The sequence below is a fragment of the Streptomyces sp. NPDC005266 genome, assembly GCF_040607655.1.
In the GTDB taxonomy this organism is placed as follows: domain Bacteria; phylum Actinomycetota; class Actinomycetes; order Streptomycetales; family Streptomycetaceae; genus Streptomyces.
Genome location: NZ_JBEXHC010000002.1, coordinates 494,449 through 511,550, shown reverse-complemented (window position 1 = coordinate 511,550; position 17,102 = coordinate 494,449). Strand labels below are relative to the sequence as shown.

The following is a 17,102-nucleotide window of genomic DNA, read 5'->3' as shown; positions in this document are numbered from 1 at the left end:
GTGGGGGCCGTGGGGGCCGCGGGGATCGCGGCCGGGTGCGGGGCTCAGACGGTGTCCGGGCTGCCCAGCAGCATCGCGTGCTTCACGCCGCCGATCTGGTAGTTGAAGCTCAGCGCGTAGTCGAAGTCGAGGGGACGGGTGCGGGTGCCGGGGACGGGGTCGAAGGGGAGTCCGTCCGCGGGCTGTTCGCAGTTGGCGGTGGGGCACACCTGGCCGAGCTCCATCATCATCAGCGTCAGGGCGAGGCCGAGGCAGCCGGCGGGTGATCCGTGGTGGCCGAAGCAGGCTTCCTGGGAGCTCATCAGGACGATGCCGGCGGGCCCGTAGAGCTCCCTGATCGTGTTGGCCTCCATGGCGGTGACGGCCGCGCCGCCGTCGCTGGCGCCGTTGACGTAGGGCACCTGGTCGATCCGCCACCGGTCCCCCAGGCATCTGCGTACGGCGCTGACCAGCTGCGCGCCGGAGTTGTCGGCGGCCAGGGGGTTGGCGAGGCCGTCGCGGGTCATGGCGGTGGCGAGCACCTGGCCGTAGAGGTGGGCGCCGCGGCGGTGGGCGTGCTCACGGCTCTCCAGGATCACGGTGGCGGATCCCTCGCCGTGGTTGATGCAGTCGGCGCGCCGATCGTAGGGGCGCATCAGGGAGTCGAAGGAGGGAAGGAGGTCGGGCATGCCGGCGACGTCCATCGCGTCATAGGCATGCTGTGCGCCGCGCAACAGCCGCTGCCCCTTCTGGATGAGACCGACGTTGAAGACGTCGACGCCGGTGACGACCGCGAGGTCGACCTCGCCGGTGGCGATCAGACGGCGGGCGTTGCCGATCTGTACGGCGGCCGACGAGCAGCCGCAGGAGACGGTGAAGCAGGGGCCGACGGTGCGGGTCAGCGCGCCCTGGACGACGGCGACATCGGACGGGGAGACGGCCTGTTCGGCGGCGACGAACATTTCGAGGGCGTCGAGTGTGGCGGTGGACTCGGGGTCGATGCCGAGCAGGGTCAGATAGCTGTCCACGTTGGCGTCCACGCTGCCGCGGCCGACGAGGATCGCCGCTTCGCGCAGATCGCCGGCGCGGACATCGAGATCGGCATCGGTGCACGCCTCCACGAGGGAGACCAGGCCGAACCGATGGGCGTCGGTGTAGTGGCGGGAGAAGAACTCCGGGATGTCGGGGAGGCGCTCCTCGAACAGCTCGGGGGTGAGAGCGACCGAGCCGTAGTAGACGTCGTGCTGGACGAGGGCGGAGCGGCCCTGGGAGGCGATGTCCCATACCTGCCCGGCGGTGAAGACGGGTTCGGCGTCGCCGGGGAGACAGAAACCGAGGCCGGTGACCACGGCATCCCGGGCGTTTCTGCCGCCTTTCTTCATGGTGTCTCCTTTCCTTTTCACGGGTTTACGCGCAGACGCCGATGCGTGGCGGTGGCCTACTCTGCTATGAATGTGCGGTAGCACCATCGGTAGACAGGGATCAGTTCACCGTCGAACTCGGCGCACTCGCCCGCGGATTCGAAATGCTCGTAACCGTTACTCCACTGGATCTTGAGTCGTTCCCGGTCCCCGGCGGGGGGTGCGGTCCATACCTGGGGGGTTCCGGGTGGTCCGCCGACGAGGATGACAAATGCCGGTTGAGACATGACTGGCCTCCCGGCGATTCAGGAGCCGATCACCGCTGGAAACGATGTGTGGAATAGATGACGCTACGCCGTCAAGGGGGCCACTGGTAGGTCGCGTCGCATCACCCGGGTGGGTGCGGCATGCCGATGCCCCGGTTGCGTACCCCCGGCGCCCACGCTGCACCACCGTGCGAATGAGGGGGCTCGCACCCCTCCTCACGCCCCCTCTTTCGGCAACTTTCTGAAAACGGAGCGGAAAATGGACGGAAATGGATTCCGTTTTTAAACTTCGGCCGATGAGCCCTGCTTATCGCAGGCTTCTCATCAGGAAGTCCTCTGGGCTGTTCATAACCCAGTGCCGGGCCCATCGGGGTGCCCCGCGCTCCCCGCGCGGGACACGTTCACGCACACTCAACGCGTGGCAGAGCCCCGCCCTGAGACATCGGCACCGACCGCAAAGGGAACCAACCATGACAAACCAGTCCGCACCGTTCGACGATCTGGACCGCAAGATCGTTGCGGCGCTGGTGGCGAACGCCAGGACGAGCTTCACGGAGATCGGCGCGGCGATCGGACTGTCGGCCTCGGCGGTCAAGCGGCGGGTCGACCGGATGCGGGAGACCGATGTCATCACCGGCTTCACCACCACCGTGCGGCCGGCCGCCCTGGGCTGGCGGACGGAGGCGTATGTGGAGGTGTACTGCGACAGCGCCGCACCGCCCCGGCGCCTGGCGCAGGTCGTGCGCAAGTATCCGGAGATCATCGCGGCCATGACCGTGACCGGTGGCGCCGATGCCCTGCTGCACGTCATGGCCACCGATGTGGAGCACTTCGAGGAGGTGCTTGAGCGCATCCGGGCCGAGCCCTTCATCCGCAAGACGATCAGTTACATGGTGCTGTCCCACCTGCTCACGGGCAGCCCCGAGGCGGGTGCGACCCCGGCCGCGCCCCCCGCCGCGACTCCGGCGCAATGAACCGGCGCGGTCACGCCTTTTCACGCAGCATCGATGCGCCATCACGCAGTTTTCCTTTCTTGTGCTGCCTCTCCCCCACTTTCTACCTTTGAATCACCCCCGGACGCCCGTGGAAGCGAGAGGAATCCTCCGTGCCCCCTACGCGTGTGCCGCGCCCCCGGCGCTACCTGACCTGTGCCCCCAGCTATTTCGATGTGCGGTATGCCATCAATCCCTGGATGCGGGAGGACACCGAGGTCGACACGGACCTCGCCCGGACGCAGTGGGAGACGCTGATCCGCACCTACCGCGACCATGGCCATCGGGTGGAGTCCATCGAACCGGTGGCCGGGCTGCCGGACATGGTCTTCGCGGCGAACTCGGCCCTCGTCCTTCAGGGCCGGGTCTTCGGCTCGAGGTTCCACGCGCCCCAGCGCCGGCCGGAGCAACTCGCGTACGGGAGCTGGTTCAAGGCCGCCGGGTTCGATGTCCACCCACCGGAGTCGGTGTGCGAGGGCGAGGGCGACCTCGTGCCCGCGGGCCCCTACGTCCTGGCGGGCACCGGCTTCCGTACGACGCGGGCGGCCCATCAGGAGGTGCAGGAGTTCTTCGGGGTGCCGACGATCAGCCTGCTGCTGGTGGATCCGTACCTCTACCACCTGGACACCGCGCTGTTCGTCCTCGACGACGAGAACATCGCCTACTACCCGGAGGCGTTCTCCCCCGGGAGCCGTGAAGTGCTGGAGCGCCTCTACCCGGACGCGCTGATCGCCACCCGGGACGACGCCATGGCCTTCGGGCTCAACTCCGTTTCCGACGGCCGCCATGTCTTCGTCGCCCCGCGGGCGACCGGCCTCATCGACCAGCTCACCGAGCGCGGTTACGTCCCCGTCCCCGTCGACCTGTCGGAACTGCACAAGGCCGGCGGGGGCATCAAGTGCTGCACACAGGAGATCCGCTGATGACCGCCCCCACCCGTACCGCCCCGGCGGGCGCCACCCGCCCCGCGCGCTCGTCGCAGGAGCTGATCCGCGCCGAGGAGTCCTCGCTCGCGCACAATTACCATCCGCTGCCCGTGGTCGTCGCCCGCGCCGAGGGCGTGTGGGTGGAGGACGTCGAGGGGCGGCGCTATCTCGACATGCTGGCCGGTTACTCGGCCCTCAACTTCGGCCATCGCCACCCGGCCCTCATCGAGGCGGCCCACCGCCAGCTCGATGAACTCACCCTGACCTCACGGGCCTTCCACAACGACCGGCTCGCCGGATTCGCCGAGGGCGTGGCGGAGCTGACCGGGCTGTCCATGGTGCTGCCGATGAACACCGGGGCGGAGGCGGTCGAGAGCGCCATCAAGGTCGCCCGCAAGTGGGCGTACGAGATGAAGGGCGTCACCGCGGATCAGGCGACGATCGTAGTGGCGGCCGACAACTTCCACGGCCGGACGACGACGATCGTCGGCTTCTCCAGCGACCCCGTCGCCCGTGACGGCTTCGGCCCGTTCGCCCCGGGCTTCCGCGTCGTGCCGTACAACGACCTCGCCGCGCTGGACGAGGCGATCGACGAGACCACGGCGGCGGTCCTGATCGAGCCCATCCAGGGCGAGGCGGGCGTCATCATCCCCGACGACGGCTATCTGCGCGGGGTGCGCGAGGTGACCCGGCGGGCCGGGGTGCTGTTCATCGCCGACGAGATCCAGTCCGGGCTCGGCCGCACCGGCACCACCCTGGCCGTCGAGCACGAGTCGGTGATGCCGGATGTGCTGCTGCTCGGCAAGGCCCTGGGCGGTGGCATCGTCCCCGTCTCGGCGGTCGTCGCCGACCGGGAGGTGCTCGGGGTGCTGCGCCCCGGCGAGCACGGCTCCACCTTCGGCGGCAATCCGCTGGCCGCGGCGGTCGGCTCGGCCGTCGTCGAGCTGCTGCGCACGGGCGAGTTCCAGCGCCGTGCGGCCGAACTCGGCGAAGTCCTGCGGGACGGGCTGGACGCGCTGACCGGCAAGGGGGTCGTGGGCTACCGCTGCCGGGGGCTGTGGGCGGGTGTCGATGTGGAACCCTCCCTGGGGACGGGCCGTGAGGTGAGCGAGCGGCTGATGGCCGAAGGGATCCTGGTCAAGGACACCCATGGCTCGACCATCCGCCTCGCGCCGCCGCTGACCATCACCCGCGAGGAGCTGGAGTCGTCGCTCACCGCCCTGGGGAAGATCCTCGGCTGACCGACAGCGACATTACGCGAGCGTCGGGCCGCATTACGTTGTATACGGCCCGGCGCTTCTTCATGTTCAAGGGCTTACGAAGTTTTTCCATGAGCCCTGTTCAGCGGCCGGAACTTAAGATAACGCCCAGGTCACGGCCGCCTTTCCGAGAAATTATGTCCGTTGTTGAGCATTCCACCGAGGGCGACCGTGCGGTGTGGAACACTCCCTGTCACGTCGATACGAGGACGTCACAAGCGGGCAGCGGTGGACGGCCCGCGCGCGCCGGCAGGCGGGCGGCGCAGGGCCCTGACCCGGTGGTTGACCCCCGGTCAGCTCGGAAAGCAAGGAGGCACATCCGGATGGAATCGCTGAGGACACTCCTCGTCGATAATTACGACTCGTACACGTACAACCTCTTCCATCTGCTCACCGAGGTCAACGGCGAGGAACCGGAGGTGCTTCTCAATGACGCACCGGAATGCGCGGACATCGATCTTTCGGAGTTCGACAACATCGTGGTGTCCCCCGGCTCCGGCCATCCGGCCGACTTCCGCGACTTCGGCCATACCGCGAAGCTGATCGAGCGGTCGCATATCCCGGTCCTGGGAGTGTGCCTGGGCCATCAGGGCATCGCGATCGGTGCCCAGGCGCGGGTGGTGCCCGCGCCGGTGCCCAAGCACGGACATCTGTCCCGGATCAAACACGGCGGGCGGGGATTGTTCCGCGGGCTTCCACAGGATTTCACGGCCGTCCGCTATCACTCGCTGTGTGTGGCCGAGCCGCTGCCACTGGGGCTGCAGGGCATCGCCTGGTCCGAGGACGGTGTGCTGATGGGGCTGCGGCACCGGGCCCGTCCGCTGTGGGGCGTCCAGTTCCATCCGGAGTCCGTACTGACCGGGTTCGGGCATCAGATGCTCATCAATTTCCGCGATCTGACCATTGAGCATGCCAATGGTGAGTCCGTGACCTCCGTCGACGAGGCCCGCCGCCCTCGTCCCACGGCCGTCCCCTCCCCCCAACCGGCCGCGAGCGACGCCCCCGCCGCCGAGGACCCCCGGTCCGCCTACAACGCCCCCGCGGCCGACGACGATGCCCCCGTGACCGACGCCCCGGCGCAGCCGGACCCGGACGCCCGCGTCTACCGGCTGCACGCCCGGTGGCTGGCCGACGCCACCGACACCGAAGCGGCGTTCACCCGCCTCTACGCGGACGCGCCACGCGCCTTCTGGCTCGACAGCTCACGGACGGAGTCCGGCGAGGCACGCTTCTCCTTCCTCGGCGACGGCACCGGGCCGCTGGCCGAGTTCGTCCGCTACGACACCGACGAGGGAGTCTGCGAGGTCGAGCGGGCGGGACAGCCCGCCACCCGGGTCGACGGCGGCGTCTTCGCATACCTGGAGCGGGAGCTGGCCCGCCGGCAGGTCCACGCCCCGGACCTGCCCTTCGACTTCACCGGCGGCTATGTTGGCTGGTTCGGCTACGAGCTCAAGGCCGACTGCGGCTCCCCCAACCGACACCGGGCCCCGACTCCGGACGCCTGCTGGCTGTTCGCCGACCGGTTCGTCGCTGTCGACCACCAGGAGGGGCTCACCTATATCTGCTGCCTCGCCGAGGACACCCCCGACGGCCGGCGGCAGGCGAAGGACTGGCTGGATGCGACCGTGACCGTGCTCAGCGGGGTGCCGGCGCTCACCGAGCCCGCCCCGCAGCCGTCGCCGCTCACCACCACGGCGGCCGTCGAACCCTGGCTGGTCCGGGACCAGGAGCAGTATCTGGCCTCGGTCGAGGCGTGTCTGCGCGAGCTGCGTACCGGGGTGAGCTACGAGATCTGCCTCACCAACTCCGCCTGGCTGCCCGCCCCGAGCGACTCGTACACCTTCTACCGGGCCCTTCGCCGGTTCCATCCGGCGCCGTACGCGGCCTATCTGCGCTTCGGCGACACGGATGTGGCCTGTGCCTCCCCCGAGCGCTTTCTGCGGATCACCCCCGACGGAATCGCCGAGGCCAAACCGGTCAAGGGCACCGCCCCGCGCGGCAGGGACCCCGAACAGGACGCGCGGGCGCTCGCCGCCCTGGCCACCAGCCCCAAGCCGCGCGCCGAGAACCTGATGATCGTGGACCTGCTCCGCAACGACCTGGGGCGCGTGTGCAAACCGGGGAGCGTGTACGTACCGCGGCTGATGAACACCGAGACGTACGCCGCCGCCCACCAGTTGGTCTCCACCGTGCGCGGGCGGCTGCGCCGGGACACGAGCGCGGTCGACTGCGTCCGGGCGTGTTTCCCGGGCGGGTCGATGACCGGTGCCCCCAAGCTGCGCACACTGGAGATCATCGACACGCTGGAGAGCGAGGCCCGCGGGGTGTACTCCGGGGCTCTCGGCTTCCTGAGCTGCAATGGCGCGGCCGATCTCAACATGGTCATTCGTACCGCCGTGTTCACCGGCGGCCGGATGCACATCGGCGCGGGCGGTGCCGTCGTGCTCGACTCCGATCCGGCCCAGGAGTACGAGGAAATGCTGCTCAAGACCGCCGCGACGATGCGCGCCTACGACGCCGTGGAGTCCGGCCCCACCGGGGAGCTGGACGCACTGCTGGTGGCCGCGGTCACCGCCGATCCGGCCGGTCACGCCCGCGCCGAAGGCGCCGCCGTCCTCACGGGGCGGGGGGTGGCGGCCGGTGAAGGGGCCGACGGCCCGTCAGCCGCGCCCGCCTCCTGACCGCTCGCGAACGATGAGGACCTCGATATGTTGCAGCGGCTTCTGCCCGAGCACGGGTTCTATCCCGGGCTGATGTTCCAGGAGGCTGCGGCCCGCCACGGCAGGGTCAGGGTGACCCTGGACCGGCCCCTGGACGTCGCGCCGGACGCCGGTACCGACCTGTGCTACACCGAACTGGCCGATCTGGTCGACGACCTGGCCGCCCGGCTGTGGTCGGCGGGGGTCCGGCCGAGCGAGCATGTGGCGATCCACAAGAGGGAGAACGCCGACATCGTGCTGCTGGCGTGTGCCGTCTCCCGGATCGGCGCGGTCCCGGCGCTGCTGTCGGCCTCGCTGGAGGAGAGCGCGGTGGCGGTGCTGCTGGACCGGCTGCACGCGCCCTGGCTGATCACCGACGGCGCGGCGCTGGGGTCCACGCTGAGTGGGCTGGACACCAGTCTGGCCCGGGGCGTGCTGACGGTGGACGAGGCGCCCGGGAACACCCTCTGGCTGGGCATGTATGCCGAGGTGATGCGCCGTCCGGCCATCCGGCTCCACCCCCGTGAACCCTCGCTGATCACCCATGGCTCGGGAACCACCGGCCCGCCGAAGCTCGCGGTGCACTGCCCGAACACCATGTGGAACCGGCTGCTGCCGCAACAGGCGCTGGGCCGGGCGACCCGTGGCGAGCCCGCCGCGCTGCACATGTCGTTCGTCCACTCCCACCTCCACCATCTGCTGGGCGTGCTGCTGCACTTCGGCAGCCCGCTGCTGCTGCTTCTCGACCCGGACCCGGCGCACGCGGGCCCGCTGCTGGCGGCGCACCGGCCCGGCATCGTGGAGACGCGTCCCCACACCTATGTCCTGTGGGAGGAGCTGGCGGACGCGCCCGGCGGGCCGCTGTCCAACGTGCGGGCGTACGGATCCACGTTTGATGCCCTGCACCCTCGCACCGTACGGCGGCTGCTGGACGCCTCCGGCCGCCGCGATCCCCGGCTGGTGCAGCTGTACGGGCGAAGCGAGACGGGGCCCATCGCCTTCGGCTGGTACACCCGACGGGGCGCGGGGCGGGTACGGGGGCGGCGGGTGGGCACCGGCATCCCCGGGTTCACCCGGGTCCGGGTGGTCGACGAGCGGGGCCGCCCCTGCCCGCCCGGCGAGACGGGGGCCATCGAGGCCCGCACCCGCGGCCGCATCCTCACCTATCTCGGCGCCCCGGAGCAGTACGCCCGGCAGGTGGACCGCGGCTGGTGGCGGATGGGCGACATGGGCTACCGCGACCGGTGGGGCGCGCTGTACCTGCTGGACCGCGAGACCGTCCCGCCGGACCCCGAGCCCGGCCGGATCACCGCGCTCGACAGCGATCTGGAGGTCGAGGACGAGCTGCTGTGGGATGTCCGAGCTCCGCGAGGTGATCATCGTCCAGGGCCGGCGGCGGGAGCCCGTACCGGTGGTGTGCACCCGGGGTGATCAGCCGCTGGACGCCGGCCGCTGGCGCCGGGCGACCGGTGATCTGCCGGCCCTGGCCGAGCCCGTGCAATGCCGTTTCGGGGATCTGCCGCGTACCGGCACCTGGAAGATCAAGCGGCTGGAGATCGCCCGGTTGCTGGCCGCGGGCGAGCTGCCCACTCTGTCGACCGCACCGGCCCATGGCTGACGCCGCCCGGGTGGTCCGGTGGCCGAGGTGGCGCGGACGTACTGAACACGGCTGGGGACGGAGACGTAGAAGCGGACATGGTCGCTGCGCAGAACATCGGTCACGCCGATCCGGCGGACCAGAGGCAATGGACGTTGATGTGGCGGGAGGACGGCGGGATGATGCCCTCCCGCGCGGTGCCCGACAGCGCGCTGCTGGCCGCCGACTCCTGGCTGTTGGACGACGGCCGGGTGCGGGCGCTGGACCGCCACCGGCGCCGGTTCACCGCCGCGTGCGCCGAGGCGACGGGCGACTCCCCCGCACGGATCGAGAGCTTCTGGAGCGATGCGGTCGTGGCCCTGCCCCGTACCGGCCGCTGGTTTCCGCGAGTCGAGCTGGCGGGTCCGGAGCCGGCCCGGCTGTTTCTCCGGATCCGCCCGGCACCGCCCCGGACGGTCAATGTGACCGTATGCCTGACCGAGGAGTTCGATCCGCGGTCGTATCCGCGCCGCAAGGGCCCGGATCTGGCTCTGCTGGCGCATCTGCGCGAGCGGGCCAAGGCGCGCGGCGCGCAGGAACTGATGCTCACGACGCCCTCGGGTCTGGTGCTGGAGGGCACGACGGCCAACATCCTGTGGTGGGAGGACGACGTGCTGTGTCTGCCGCCCCCGGAGCTGCCGCTGCTGGCGGGGGTGACCTCGGCCCTGATCCAGGACCGGGCGGCGGAGCTGGGCATACGGACGCAAGCCCGCCGGTGCACCGCGCAGGCGCTGGACGGCCGTGAGGTATGGCTGGTCAACGCCCTGCACGGGATCCGTCCCGTGACCGCCTGGCTGGGCCGCCCCCTGCGCGCGGGCCCGGCGCTGCGCGCCGCCACCTGGCAGACCTGGCTCGACGGCAGCTCCGACCCGATCATGCCGGCGAACGGAGTGCGTCCATGACGACGAGCGCCCGGGCCCCTGACCGGCCCGCCGCGCGTACCTGACCCCCGACGCGCGGCGCCCGATCGCGCCGGTGTCAGCACCTGCTGGAGGCCAGACATGAACACCCACGGACCGCGACGTGCTCCCGGGCTCCATCCGCCCCTGCGCAAGGGCCCGGCCAGGGGATCCAACCCGCTGCGCCGCCCGCTGGACCGGGCCCAGTCCTGGTTCACCGCCCTGTTTGTGCTGCTGGTCGTGTTCGGCCTGCCGGCCGCCTCGGTCAGCGCGGGGTACGCGGCGTACGCGGCGGAGCTGCGCGTCGTGCACGCCGAGTCCGCGCAGCGCCACCGGATCACCGCATGGCTGGCCGAGGACGCCCCGGGCGGGGCGCACCGCTCCGACGCCCGGGAGCTGCGGCGGGCTCGGGTCCACTGGACCGGTGAGGGAGGTATGCGCCACACGGGCACCACCTTGGTGCACGGCGGCACGCAGGCGGGGGACCCGGTGCTGGTCTGGGTGAACCGTGCGGGGGCGCTCACGCCCGCGCCCACGCCCGTGTCGACCGCGCGGACGATGGGCTGGTTCACCGGATTCATGACCGCGGGGGCGGTGGCCACGCTGCTGATCGCGGCACGGGCGCGGATCCGGCAGGCGCTGGACAGTCGGCGGTACGCGCAATGGGAGGCAGAGTGGAAGGTGGTGGAACCTGTGTGGTCCGGCAGGAGCCGTCGCTGAGCGTCGGGAACCGTCGCTGAGCCGGGAATTCGGCCGGTGCCCGCGGGTCCGAGCAGGAGAGGAGCAGACGATGTCGCACACAGTGGAGTGGACGGTCCATCTCTATCTCTTCGAGGACGAGGGGAAGACCAAGGCGCGCGTGGAGCTGGACACCGGGGCCACCGCGCTGACCGGCCGAGGGGCCGCACGATGCAACCCCGAGGACGAGGACGTACCGGTGATCGGCGACGAGCTCGCGGCGGGCCGGGCGCTGAACGACCTGGGACAGCAGCTGCTGCGCGCCGCCGAGCAGGACATCGAGAGCGTGGGCGCGCCACCGGCCCCGCCGCGGCCGCGGCCCGGCTACGGATGGATCGCCTGACCGTTCCGCGGGTCCCGGGCCTCCGGCGACGGAGTCTTGACAGTGGTGTGGCGTGCCCCGAACGATGAACCGACGCATCGCCGAGCCGCCGACCGCGGGAGCCCCCTGTGACGCTGTCGCCGCATCTGCCGGGCAAACTGACCATCTCGTTGTGGGACTTCAGCTGGTACACGCGCACCGGGCCGGGCGAGCCCTTCGCCGATCTCGACCGCGCCTTCGAGGAGGCTGTGGCGCGCGGCTACAACACGGTGCGCGTGTGCGCCATGCCGTTTCTGCTCTTCGGATCCCGTCTGGAGACGACCCGGCTGCGACTGTGTCCGGTGGGCGGCGAGTACGGGCAGCGGATGCGCTGGTACGACGTGGGCGGCGCGGCCGAGATCGACGGGCGGGCGCACCTGCGGGCGCTGTTCGAGGCGGCCCTGCGCCATGACTGCTTCGTCATCCTCTCCAGCTGGGAGTACCAGCAGAGCCCCTCGTTCGCCGAGGACCGCTCCTGGTTCGACGCCCTGATGGCCATCGATCCCGAGCGGCGCGCCGAAGTCCTCGCGGACGCGCTCGCCGATCTGATCGATTTTCTGGTGGTCCACGGTCTCGACGACCGGATCGCCTTCACCGAGCTGCACAACGAGGTCCAGGGCAGCCGGCTCACCGAGGGGCTGGAGGACGAGGACACGGTCGTGGCCCTGCGCCCGCGGCTGGAGCGCGGTCTGGCCCGCTTCAAGGAGCGCCACCCGTACCGGCCCGTCACCGTCAACTACGCCAAGGTGCCGGTGGGTTCGCTGCGCGGCGTTCCCCGCGAGGTCGATGTCGCGGTCTTCCACCCGTATGTGTACGGGGTGCTCGATGAACTCCTCGCCACCTTCGCGGTCCGCGACCGCGCCCGCCCGTTCCCACAGGACCTGGCCCGCCGGGAACTGCTGCGCCCCGGCGCCCCCGATCTGGCCGACTGGGCTCCCCCGGACGGGGATCTGTGGCGGCTGGAGGCCACCACGGTCGGGGCCCGCGAGATCTACGTCCACGACTGGTGCGACCCTGCCCGGTGGGACGCCTGGCTGTACGAGCGCTACGCCACCCACCGCCTGGCGATGGAGCAGCGGCTGGTCACCTGGATCGAGGCGGCCGCCGACTGGGCGGCGGAGACCGGGGTCCCCCTGGTCTTCGGCGAGGGCTGGATCGGCTACACCCCGTTGCACGGCACCTTCGAGGAGGGCCCGGTGGGAGCCGCCTTCTGCCGTCGCGCCGGCGCCGAATCCGCCCGTGTCGGCGCCTGGGGCGCGGTGGTGTGCTCCAACGCCGCCCCGCAGCACCCGATGTGGCAGGACATCGCTCTCCAGCGGGAGTGCAACGCCATTCTGCGCGGCTGACCCCCCTTACGTGATCGGCCCGGGCCGGGGGGCGGCCCGGTCACCCCTGAGGATTCCGGTCAAGGCGGCCCCGGGCGGGGATATGGCGCGCCGCTCCACACCTGGGCCCGGCCGAGTGTCCGCGGCCCCATCGACGTGCCGCCGCGGCGCGGCGAGCCGATCCTGCCCTGCTACCGGGCCGCGTTCGACGCCTTGACCGCGTGGGTCGAGACGGGGACCGCCCCCTCCCCCAGCCACCTCATCCGCAGGCCGGACACCGGTGATGTGGTCAACAGCTGCTCACTGCGCTGAGGTGGTCAGCGGCCGCCCGCGATGGTGCGGCTGCGCTGGTCCACGCCCGGGGCGCCGTAGGGGTAGTCCGCCGCGCCCGGGTCGCTGACCTTGTCCAGCCGTGCCAGCTCCGCCTCGGACAGGCGGAGTTCGGCAGCGGCGAGATTGTCCTCCAGCTGCTCGACGGTGCGGGCGCCGAGGATCACCGAGGTCACCCCCGGGCGGTCGAGCAGCCAGGCCAGGGCGACCTGGGCCATCGACACGCCGCGCTCCTCGGCCACCGCCCGCACCTCGTCCACGACGGCCCAGGTGCGCTCGGTGCGGGCGCGCCGGTCGTACGCCTCCATACCGCGCCCGGGCTCCTCGCCGAGCCGGGTCGCTCCGGTGGGCCGCTCGTCACGCCGGTACTTGCCGGTCAGCCAGCCGCCGCCGAGCGGGCTCCACGGCAGCAGACCCAGGCCCTCGGACGCACAGGCCGGGGTGATCTCCCACTCGATCTCCCGGGACAGCAGGCTGTACTGCGGCTGCAGCGTCACGGGCCGGCTCAGCCCGCGGAAGTCGGCGATGTCCACGGCCTTCTGGAGTTGCCAACCGGTGAAGTTGGACAGCCCGATGTAGTGGATCCTGCCCTGGCGTACGGCGTCGTCGAGGAAGCGCAGGGTCTCCTCGATCGGCGTCAGCGGGTCCCAGGAGTGGAGCTGGTAGAGGTCGATGGTCTCCACGCCGAGCCGGCGAAGGGATGCGTTGAGGGCACGGTCCAGGTGGCTGCGGGACAGCCCCACGCCGTTGGGGGCATCGCTCATGGGGAAGCGTCCCTTCGTCGCGATCGTGACGCGGTCGCGTAGGGCGGCGGGGCGGCCGGCCAGCCACCGGCCGACGATCTCCTCGGAGAGGCCCGCACTGTACACGTCGGCCGTGTCGATGAAGGTGCCGCCCGCTTCGACGAAGCGATCGAGCTGGGCGTGCGCACATGCCTCGTCGGACTCGGCGCCGAACGTCATGGTGCCGAGCGCGAGCGTCGAGACGCTGCAGCCGCTGCGGCCGAGGGTGCGGAACTCCATGGTCAGTACTCCTTGGATGGCACGGGTGGGGGTTTGTTTCCGGCCTGGCCCGACGGCCGGTCACCATGCTGACTCGTATGACATCAATGTGTCCAAGAGAAGAAAGAGAACAGATTCAACAGCTACAGTTCTCAATCGTGGAACTTCGACAGCTCGAGTACTTCGTCGCCGTCGCGGAAGAGCGGCACTTCACCAAGGCGGCCCAGCGCGTGATGGTCTCCCAGTCGGGGCTCTCCGCGTCGGTGCGGGCGCTGGAGCGGGAGCTGGGCGCACCGCTGTTCGTCCGCACCACGCGCAGCGTGGAGCTCACCGGCGCCGGCCGCGCGCTGCTGGTGGAGGCGGTCCGCACGCTGGCCGGCGCGCGCGCCGCCAAAGAGGCCGTGGCCGAGGTGCAGGGCCTGCTGCGGGGCACCCTCGCGGTGGGGGTCGAGCAGTGCGTCACCGTCGACGTCGGAGCACTACTGGCGCGGTTCCGCGCCCAGCACCCCCATGTGGAGGTCCGTCTTCGACAGGCGGGCTCGGCCCTGCTGGTGGACGACGTGGCCGACGGGCGGCTGGACATGGCCTTCGTGACGCTTCCCGGCCCGCCGCCGGACGGAGCCCGGCTGCAACCGCTGACCAGCGAACCCATGGTGGTGCTGTGCGGCCCCGGACACCGGCTGGCGGGCGCGGCGGGAGTGGAGTGGCCGCAGCTGGCGGACGAGACCTTTGTGGATTTCCACCCCGACTGGGGCGCCCGGCGGCTCACCGACCGCGCGTTCGCCGCCTGCGGCACGCCCCGGCGCGTCGCTCTGGAGGTCTACGACGTGCACACCCTCATCGACCTGGTGGGCCACGGGCTGGGGATCGCGGTGGTTCCCCGGCCCATCGCCCGCAAAGAACAGGCGGCGAAGCTGAGCGCGGTGCCGGTCACGGGCGCGGTGGCCCCCTGCTGGGAGGTGTCCGTGGCACTCCCGGGCGGCGACCGCCCGAGCCCGGCGGCCCGCGCGCTGCTGTCGTACCTGGACGGATGATCGAAGGCAGGTACGCGGAGGCCCCCGGGCGCACGGGGGGCGCCGCCCGGGCGTACGGGGGGCGCCGCCCGGGCGTACGCTGGACCGTCGTTCCGCACCCGTGAAAGGACAGCGCACCGCATGCCCGACCCCGCCCCCGGCCCGCAGTCGGTCGACCGCGCGCTGGAGATCCTGGACGCCGTGGCCGAGGCCGCACGCCCGGTCACCGCGAAGGCGCTCGCCCGGAAGCTCGGATGCTCGCTGTCCACCGTCTACCACCTGCTGGGCCCGCTGACCGCGCGCAACCATCTGGTGCGCACCGCCGACGGCTACGCCCTGGGCCCGCAGGCGCTGGCGCTGCACCGCTCCTTCCAGCGGTATCTGCGCGTCGGCCCCGGCATCGGCGAATCGCTGCTGCGGGTGCGCCGGGCCACGGGTGTTCAGGCGTACTTCACGGCCTACCGGGACGGTGGCATCACGGTGATCGACTCCACCAGGCCGACCACGACCACGGCGACGGCCACGGCCACCGACGCCCCTTTCACCCTCGGCCCGGAGGTACGGGCGCACGCGACGGCACACGGCAAGGTGCTGCTGGCGCAGCTGCCCCGGGTGGCACGCCGGCGCTATCTGGACACGCACGGCATGGCGCGGCTGACCGAACGGACCATCACCAGCGCCGAGCGCTTCGCGTCCGAGCTGGCGCGGGTGCGGGATGAGGGCGTGGCCGTGTCGGTCGGCGAGGCCGATCCCGCCTACTCCTGTCTGGCCGTGCCTCTTCCGGGCCCGCGGCCGGGCGGGGTGCTGCACGCCCTGTCGGTGTCGCTGCCCACCAGCGAGTTCCGCAGGCGCCACGGCGAGCTGCGCGCGGTGATCACACGGATGGCGGCCCGGCTCTGAGGGGTTCGGGGCGCGGGTTTTCCGGCAGTGGCGGAATCCGGGCGCCCGCGAGGTGCGGGGGACTTGTCCGGGCCGCACAGTGGCAGGGGAGCCGCCCGCGGCGGCTCGCAGCCCGTGTCCCCTCCCGAAAGCCACACCCATGATCTTCATTGCCGTCAAGTTCACGGTCCGTCCCGAGCACAGCGACGACTGGCTCGCGCTCGTCGACGGTTTCACCCGCGCCACCCGCGAGGAGCCGGGCAACCTGTTCTTCGAGTGGTCCCGCAGCGTGGACAACCCGCACCAGTACGTCTTGCTGGAGGCCTTCGCCGACGCGGAGGCGGGCGCGGCGCATGTGCACAGCGAGCACTTCGGTACGGCCATGGAGACGATGGCCGACGCGATCGCCACCACCCCGCAGATCGTCAACACGGAGGTGCCGGGACAGGGCTGGAACGCCATGACCGAGCTGTCTCCCCGCCACCCGTCCGCGGGTTGAGCGGTTACGGCGAAGTCAAGTGCTGATCCTTCTCGGCGTCCAAGCCCTCGGCCACGGCGAGGGGTCAGCGGCGAACTTCACCGCATCCGCTTAGGAGCCGCCCTTCAGCACGCTCAGGACGGCGCTGCCCCGGCCCGCCGAAGGCCCGGCCCGACCGGTAACCGCCCGCGTTGAGGGGTACGGACACCACGTTCCCCCTGAGGCGGTGACGGCTGAAAGGGCCCAGATGTGACCATTTCCGCAGCGGATCCGGCCGGATGGTCCGCACAGACGGCTGGGCGGGCTTCGCGCCGCGCGCTGGTGGCCGGCTCGGTCGGCAACTTCATCGAGTGGTACGAGTTCGGCGTCTACGGCTTCTTCGCGACGATCATCGCCGTGAACTTCTTCACCCCCGAGGGCGGCAGCGAGATCGAGGGCCTGGTCAAGACCTATGCCTCGTTCGGGCTCGTCTTCTTCTTCCGCCCCATCGGCGCCGCCGTCTTCGGCCGGGCCGGCGACCGGTTCGGCCGCCGGCCCACGCTGATCGTGGTGGTGCTGCTGATGACCGGGGCCACGACGCTGATCGGTGTGCTGCCCACGTACGCCACGCTGGGCGCGGCCGCCCCGTGGCTGCTCACCCTGGTGCGGATCCTGCAAGGGCTGTCCGCGGGCGGGGAGTTCGGCGGCGCGGTGTCGATCATGACGGAGTTCGCTCCCCCGGGCCGGCGCGGGCTGTACGGGGCGTGGCAGTCGTTCACCGTGGCGCTGGGGCTGCTGGCCGGGGCCGGAATGGCGGCGGCGCTGGCCACGGTGATGAGCGAGGAGCTGGCCGGTACGGCTCCGTCCTGCACCGGTGCCCGTCGCCCCAACGTCCTGGGGTCGGTCACCCCGGGGCGGCCGGCGCCGACCCGATTGGAGATCTTTCGACGCTGATCCGTACAAGTGTTCATGGATGGATCA

The 17,102-nt window shown here is 71.2% G+C and carries 14 protein-coding genes and 2 pseudogenes; 13 read left to right on the top strand and 3 right to left on the bottom strand.

Going from position 1 to position 17,102, the window contains the following annotated elements; all coding sequences use genetic code 11:
* Positions 1 to 44: 44 nt before the first annotated feature.
* On the bottom strand, positions 45 to 1,361 hold the full coding sequence (locus tag ABZU99_RS05960; protein ID WP_356045323.1) for a beta-ketoacyl synthase N-terminal-like domain-containing protein: 1,317 nt from the start codon (positions 1,359 to 1,361) through the stop codon (positions 45 to 47).
* A 56-nt stretch (positions 1,362 to 1,417) separates the two neighbouring features.
* A complete protein-coding gene (locus ABZU99_RS05955) occupies positions 1,418 to 1,627 on the bottom strand; it encodes a DUF5988 family protein (protein ID WP_355947582.1) in 210 nt (69 codons plus the stop codon).
* A gap of 449 nt (positions 1,628 to 2,076) precedes the next feature.
* On the opposite strand from ABZU99_RS05955, the gene ABZU99_RS05950 reads away from it, so the two are divergent.
* The 9 genes and pseudogenes from ABZU99_RS05950 (at position 2,077) to ABZU99_RS05910 (ending at position 12,462) form a co-directional block, all read left to right on the top strand.
* Positions 2,077 to 2,580: an Lrp/AsnC family transcriptional regulator gene (locus ABZU99_RS05950; protein ID WP_355947580.1), complete on the top strand. Its 504-nt coding sequence runs from the start codon at positions 2,077 to 2,079 to the stop codon at positions 2,578 to 2,580.
* 131 nt (positions 2,581 to 2,711) lie between these two features.
* Complete coding sequence (ddaH, locus tag ABZU99_RS05945; RefSeq protein WP_355947577.1) at positions 2,712 to 3,521, top strand: dimethylargininase; 810 nt, start codon at positions 2,712 to 2,714, stop codon at positions 3,519 to 3,521.
* On the top strand, positions 3,521 to 4,765 hold the full coding sequence (gene rocD / locus ABZU99_RS05940; protein ID WP_356045326.1) for an ornithine--oxo-acid transaminase: 1,245 nt from the start codon (positions 3,521 to 3,523) through the stop codon (positions 4,763 to 4,765). The genes ddaH and rocD overlap by 1 nt, the downstream gene beginning before the upstream one ends.
* 341 nt (positions 4,766 to 5,106) lie before the next feature.
* Entirely contained in the window at positions 5,107 to 7,464 is a 2,358-nt protein-coding gene (pabB, locus tag ABZU99_RS05935) for an aminodeoxychorismate synthase component I (protein ID WP_356227729.1), read from the top strand.
* 27 nt (positions 7,465 to 7,491) lie between these two features.
* Positions 7,492 to 9,100, top strand: a pseudogene (locus ABZU99_RS05930) (class I adenylate-forming enzyme family protein).
* 77 nt (positions 9,101 to 9,177) lie between these two features.
* Complete coding sequence (locus tag ABZU99_RS05925; protein ID WP_356045331.1) at positions 9,178 to 10,020, top strand: aminotransferase class IV; 843 nt, start codon at positions 9,178 to 9,180, stop codon at positions 10,018 to 10,020.
* Between the two features lie 99 nt (positions 10,021 to 10,119).
* Positions 10,120 to 10,737 carry a hypothetical protein gene (locus ABZU99_RS05920; protein WP_355947563.1) on the top strand — a complete coding sequence of 206 codons (618 nt, stop codon included), beginning with the start codon at positions 10,120 to 10,122 and terminating at the stop codon, positions 10,735 to 10,737.
* 70 nt (positions 10,738 to 10,807) lie between these two features.
* Positions 10,808 to 11,098 (top strand): DUF1876 domain-containing protein, encoded by a 291-nt coding sequence (locus tag ABZU99_RS05915; protein WP_355947561.1) that lies wholly within the window; start codon positions 10,808 to 10,810, stop codon positions 11,096 to 11,098.
* Positions 11,099 to 11,205: 107 nt separating this feature from the next.
* Entirely contained in the window at positions 11,206 to 12,462 is a 1,257-nt protein-coding gene (locus tag ABZU99_RS05910; protein WP_356045334.1) for a cellulase-like family protein, read from the top strand.
* Positions 12,463 to 12,758: 296 nt separating this feature from the next.
* Here ABZU99_RS05910 and ABZU99_RS05905 read toward each other — a convergent pair whose 3' ends face one another.
* Positions 12,759 to 13,793, bottom strand: coding sequence for an aldo/keto reductase (locus ABZU99_RS05905; protein ID WP_355947556.1), 1,035 nt, complete (start codon positions 13,791 to 13,793; stop codon positions 12,759 to 12,761).
* Between the two features lie 137 nt (positions 13,794 to 13,930).
* Between ABZU99_RS05905 and ABZU99_RS05900 the strand changes: the two genes are divergently transcribed.
* The 4 genes and pseudogenes from ABZU99_RS05900 to ABZU99_RS05885 all read left to right on the top strand — a co-directional run.
* Positions 13,931 to 14,806, top strand: a complete 876-nt coding sequence (locus tag ABZU99_RS05900; protein WP_355947553.1) for a LysR family transcriptional regulator — start codon at positions 13,931 to 13,933, stop codon at positions 14,804 to 14,806.
* A gap of 120 nt (positions 14,807 to 14,926) precedes the next feature.
* Positions 14,927 to 15,685 carry an IclR family transcriptional regulator C-terminal domain-containing protein gene (locus ABZU99_RS05895; RefSeq protein ID WP_356045338.1) on the top strand — a complete coding sequence of 253 codons (759 nt, stop codon included), beginning with the start codon at positions 14,927 to 14,929 and terminating at the stop codon, positions 15,683 to 15,685.
* Between the two features lie 139 nt (positions 15,686 to 15,824).
* Positions 15,825 to 16,163 (top strand): putative quinol monooxygenase, encoded by a 339-nt coding sequence (locus ABZU99_RS05890; protein ID WP_356045341.1) that lies wholly within the window; start codon positions 15,825 to 15,827, stop codon positions 16,161 to 16,163.
* Between the two features lie 234 nt (positions 16,164 to 16,397).
* A pseudogene (locus ABZU99_RS05885) lies at positions 16,398 to 16,964 on the top strand (MFS transporter); the annotation flags it as partial.
* Between the last annotated feature and the right edge of the window lie 138 nt (positions 16,965 to 17,102).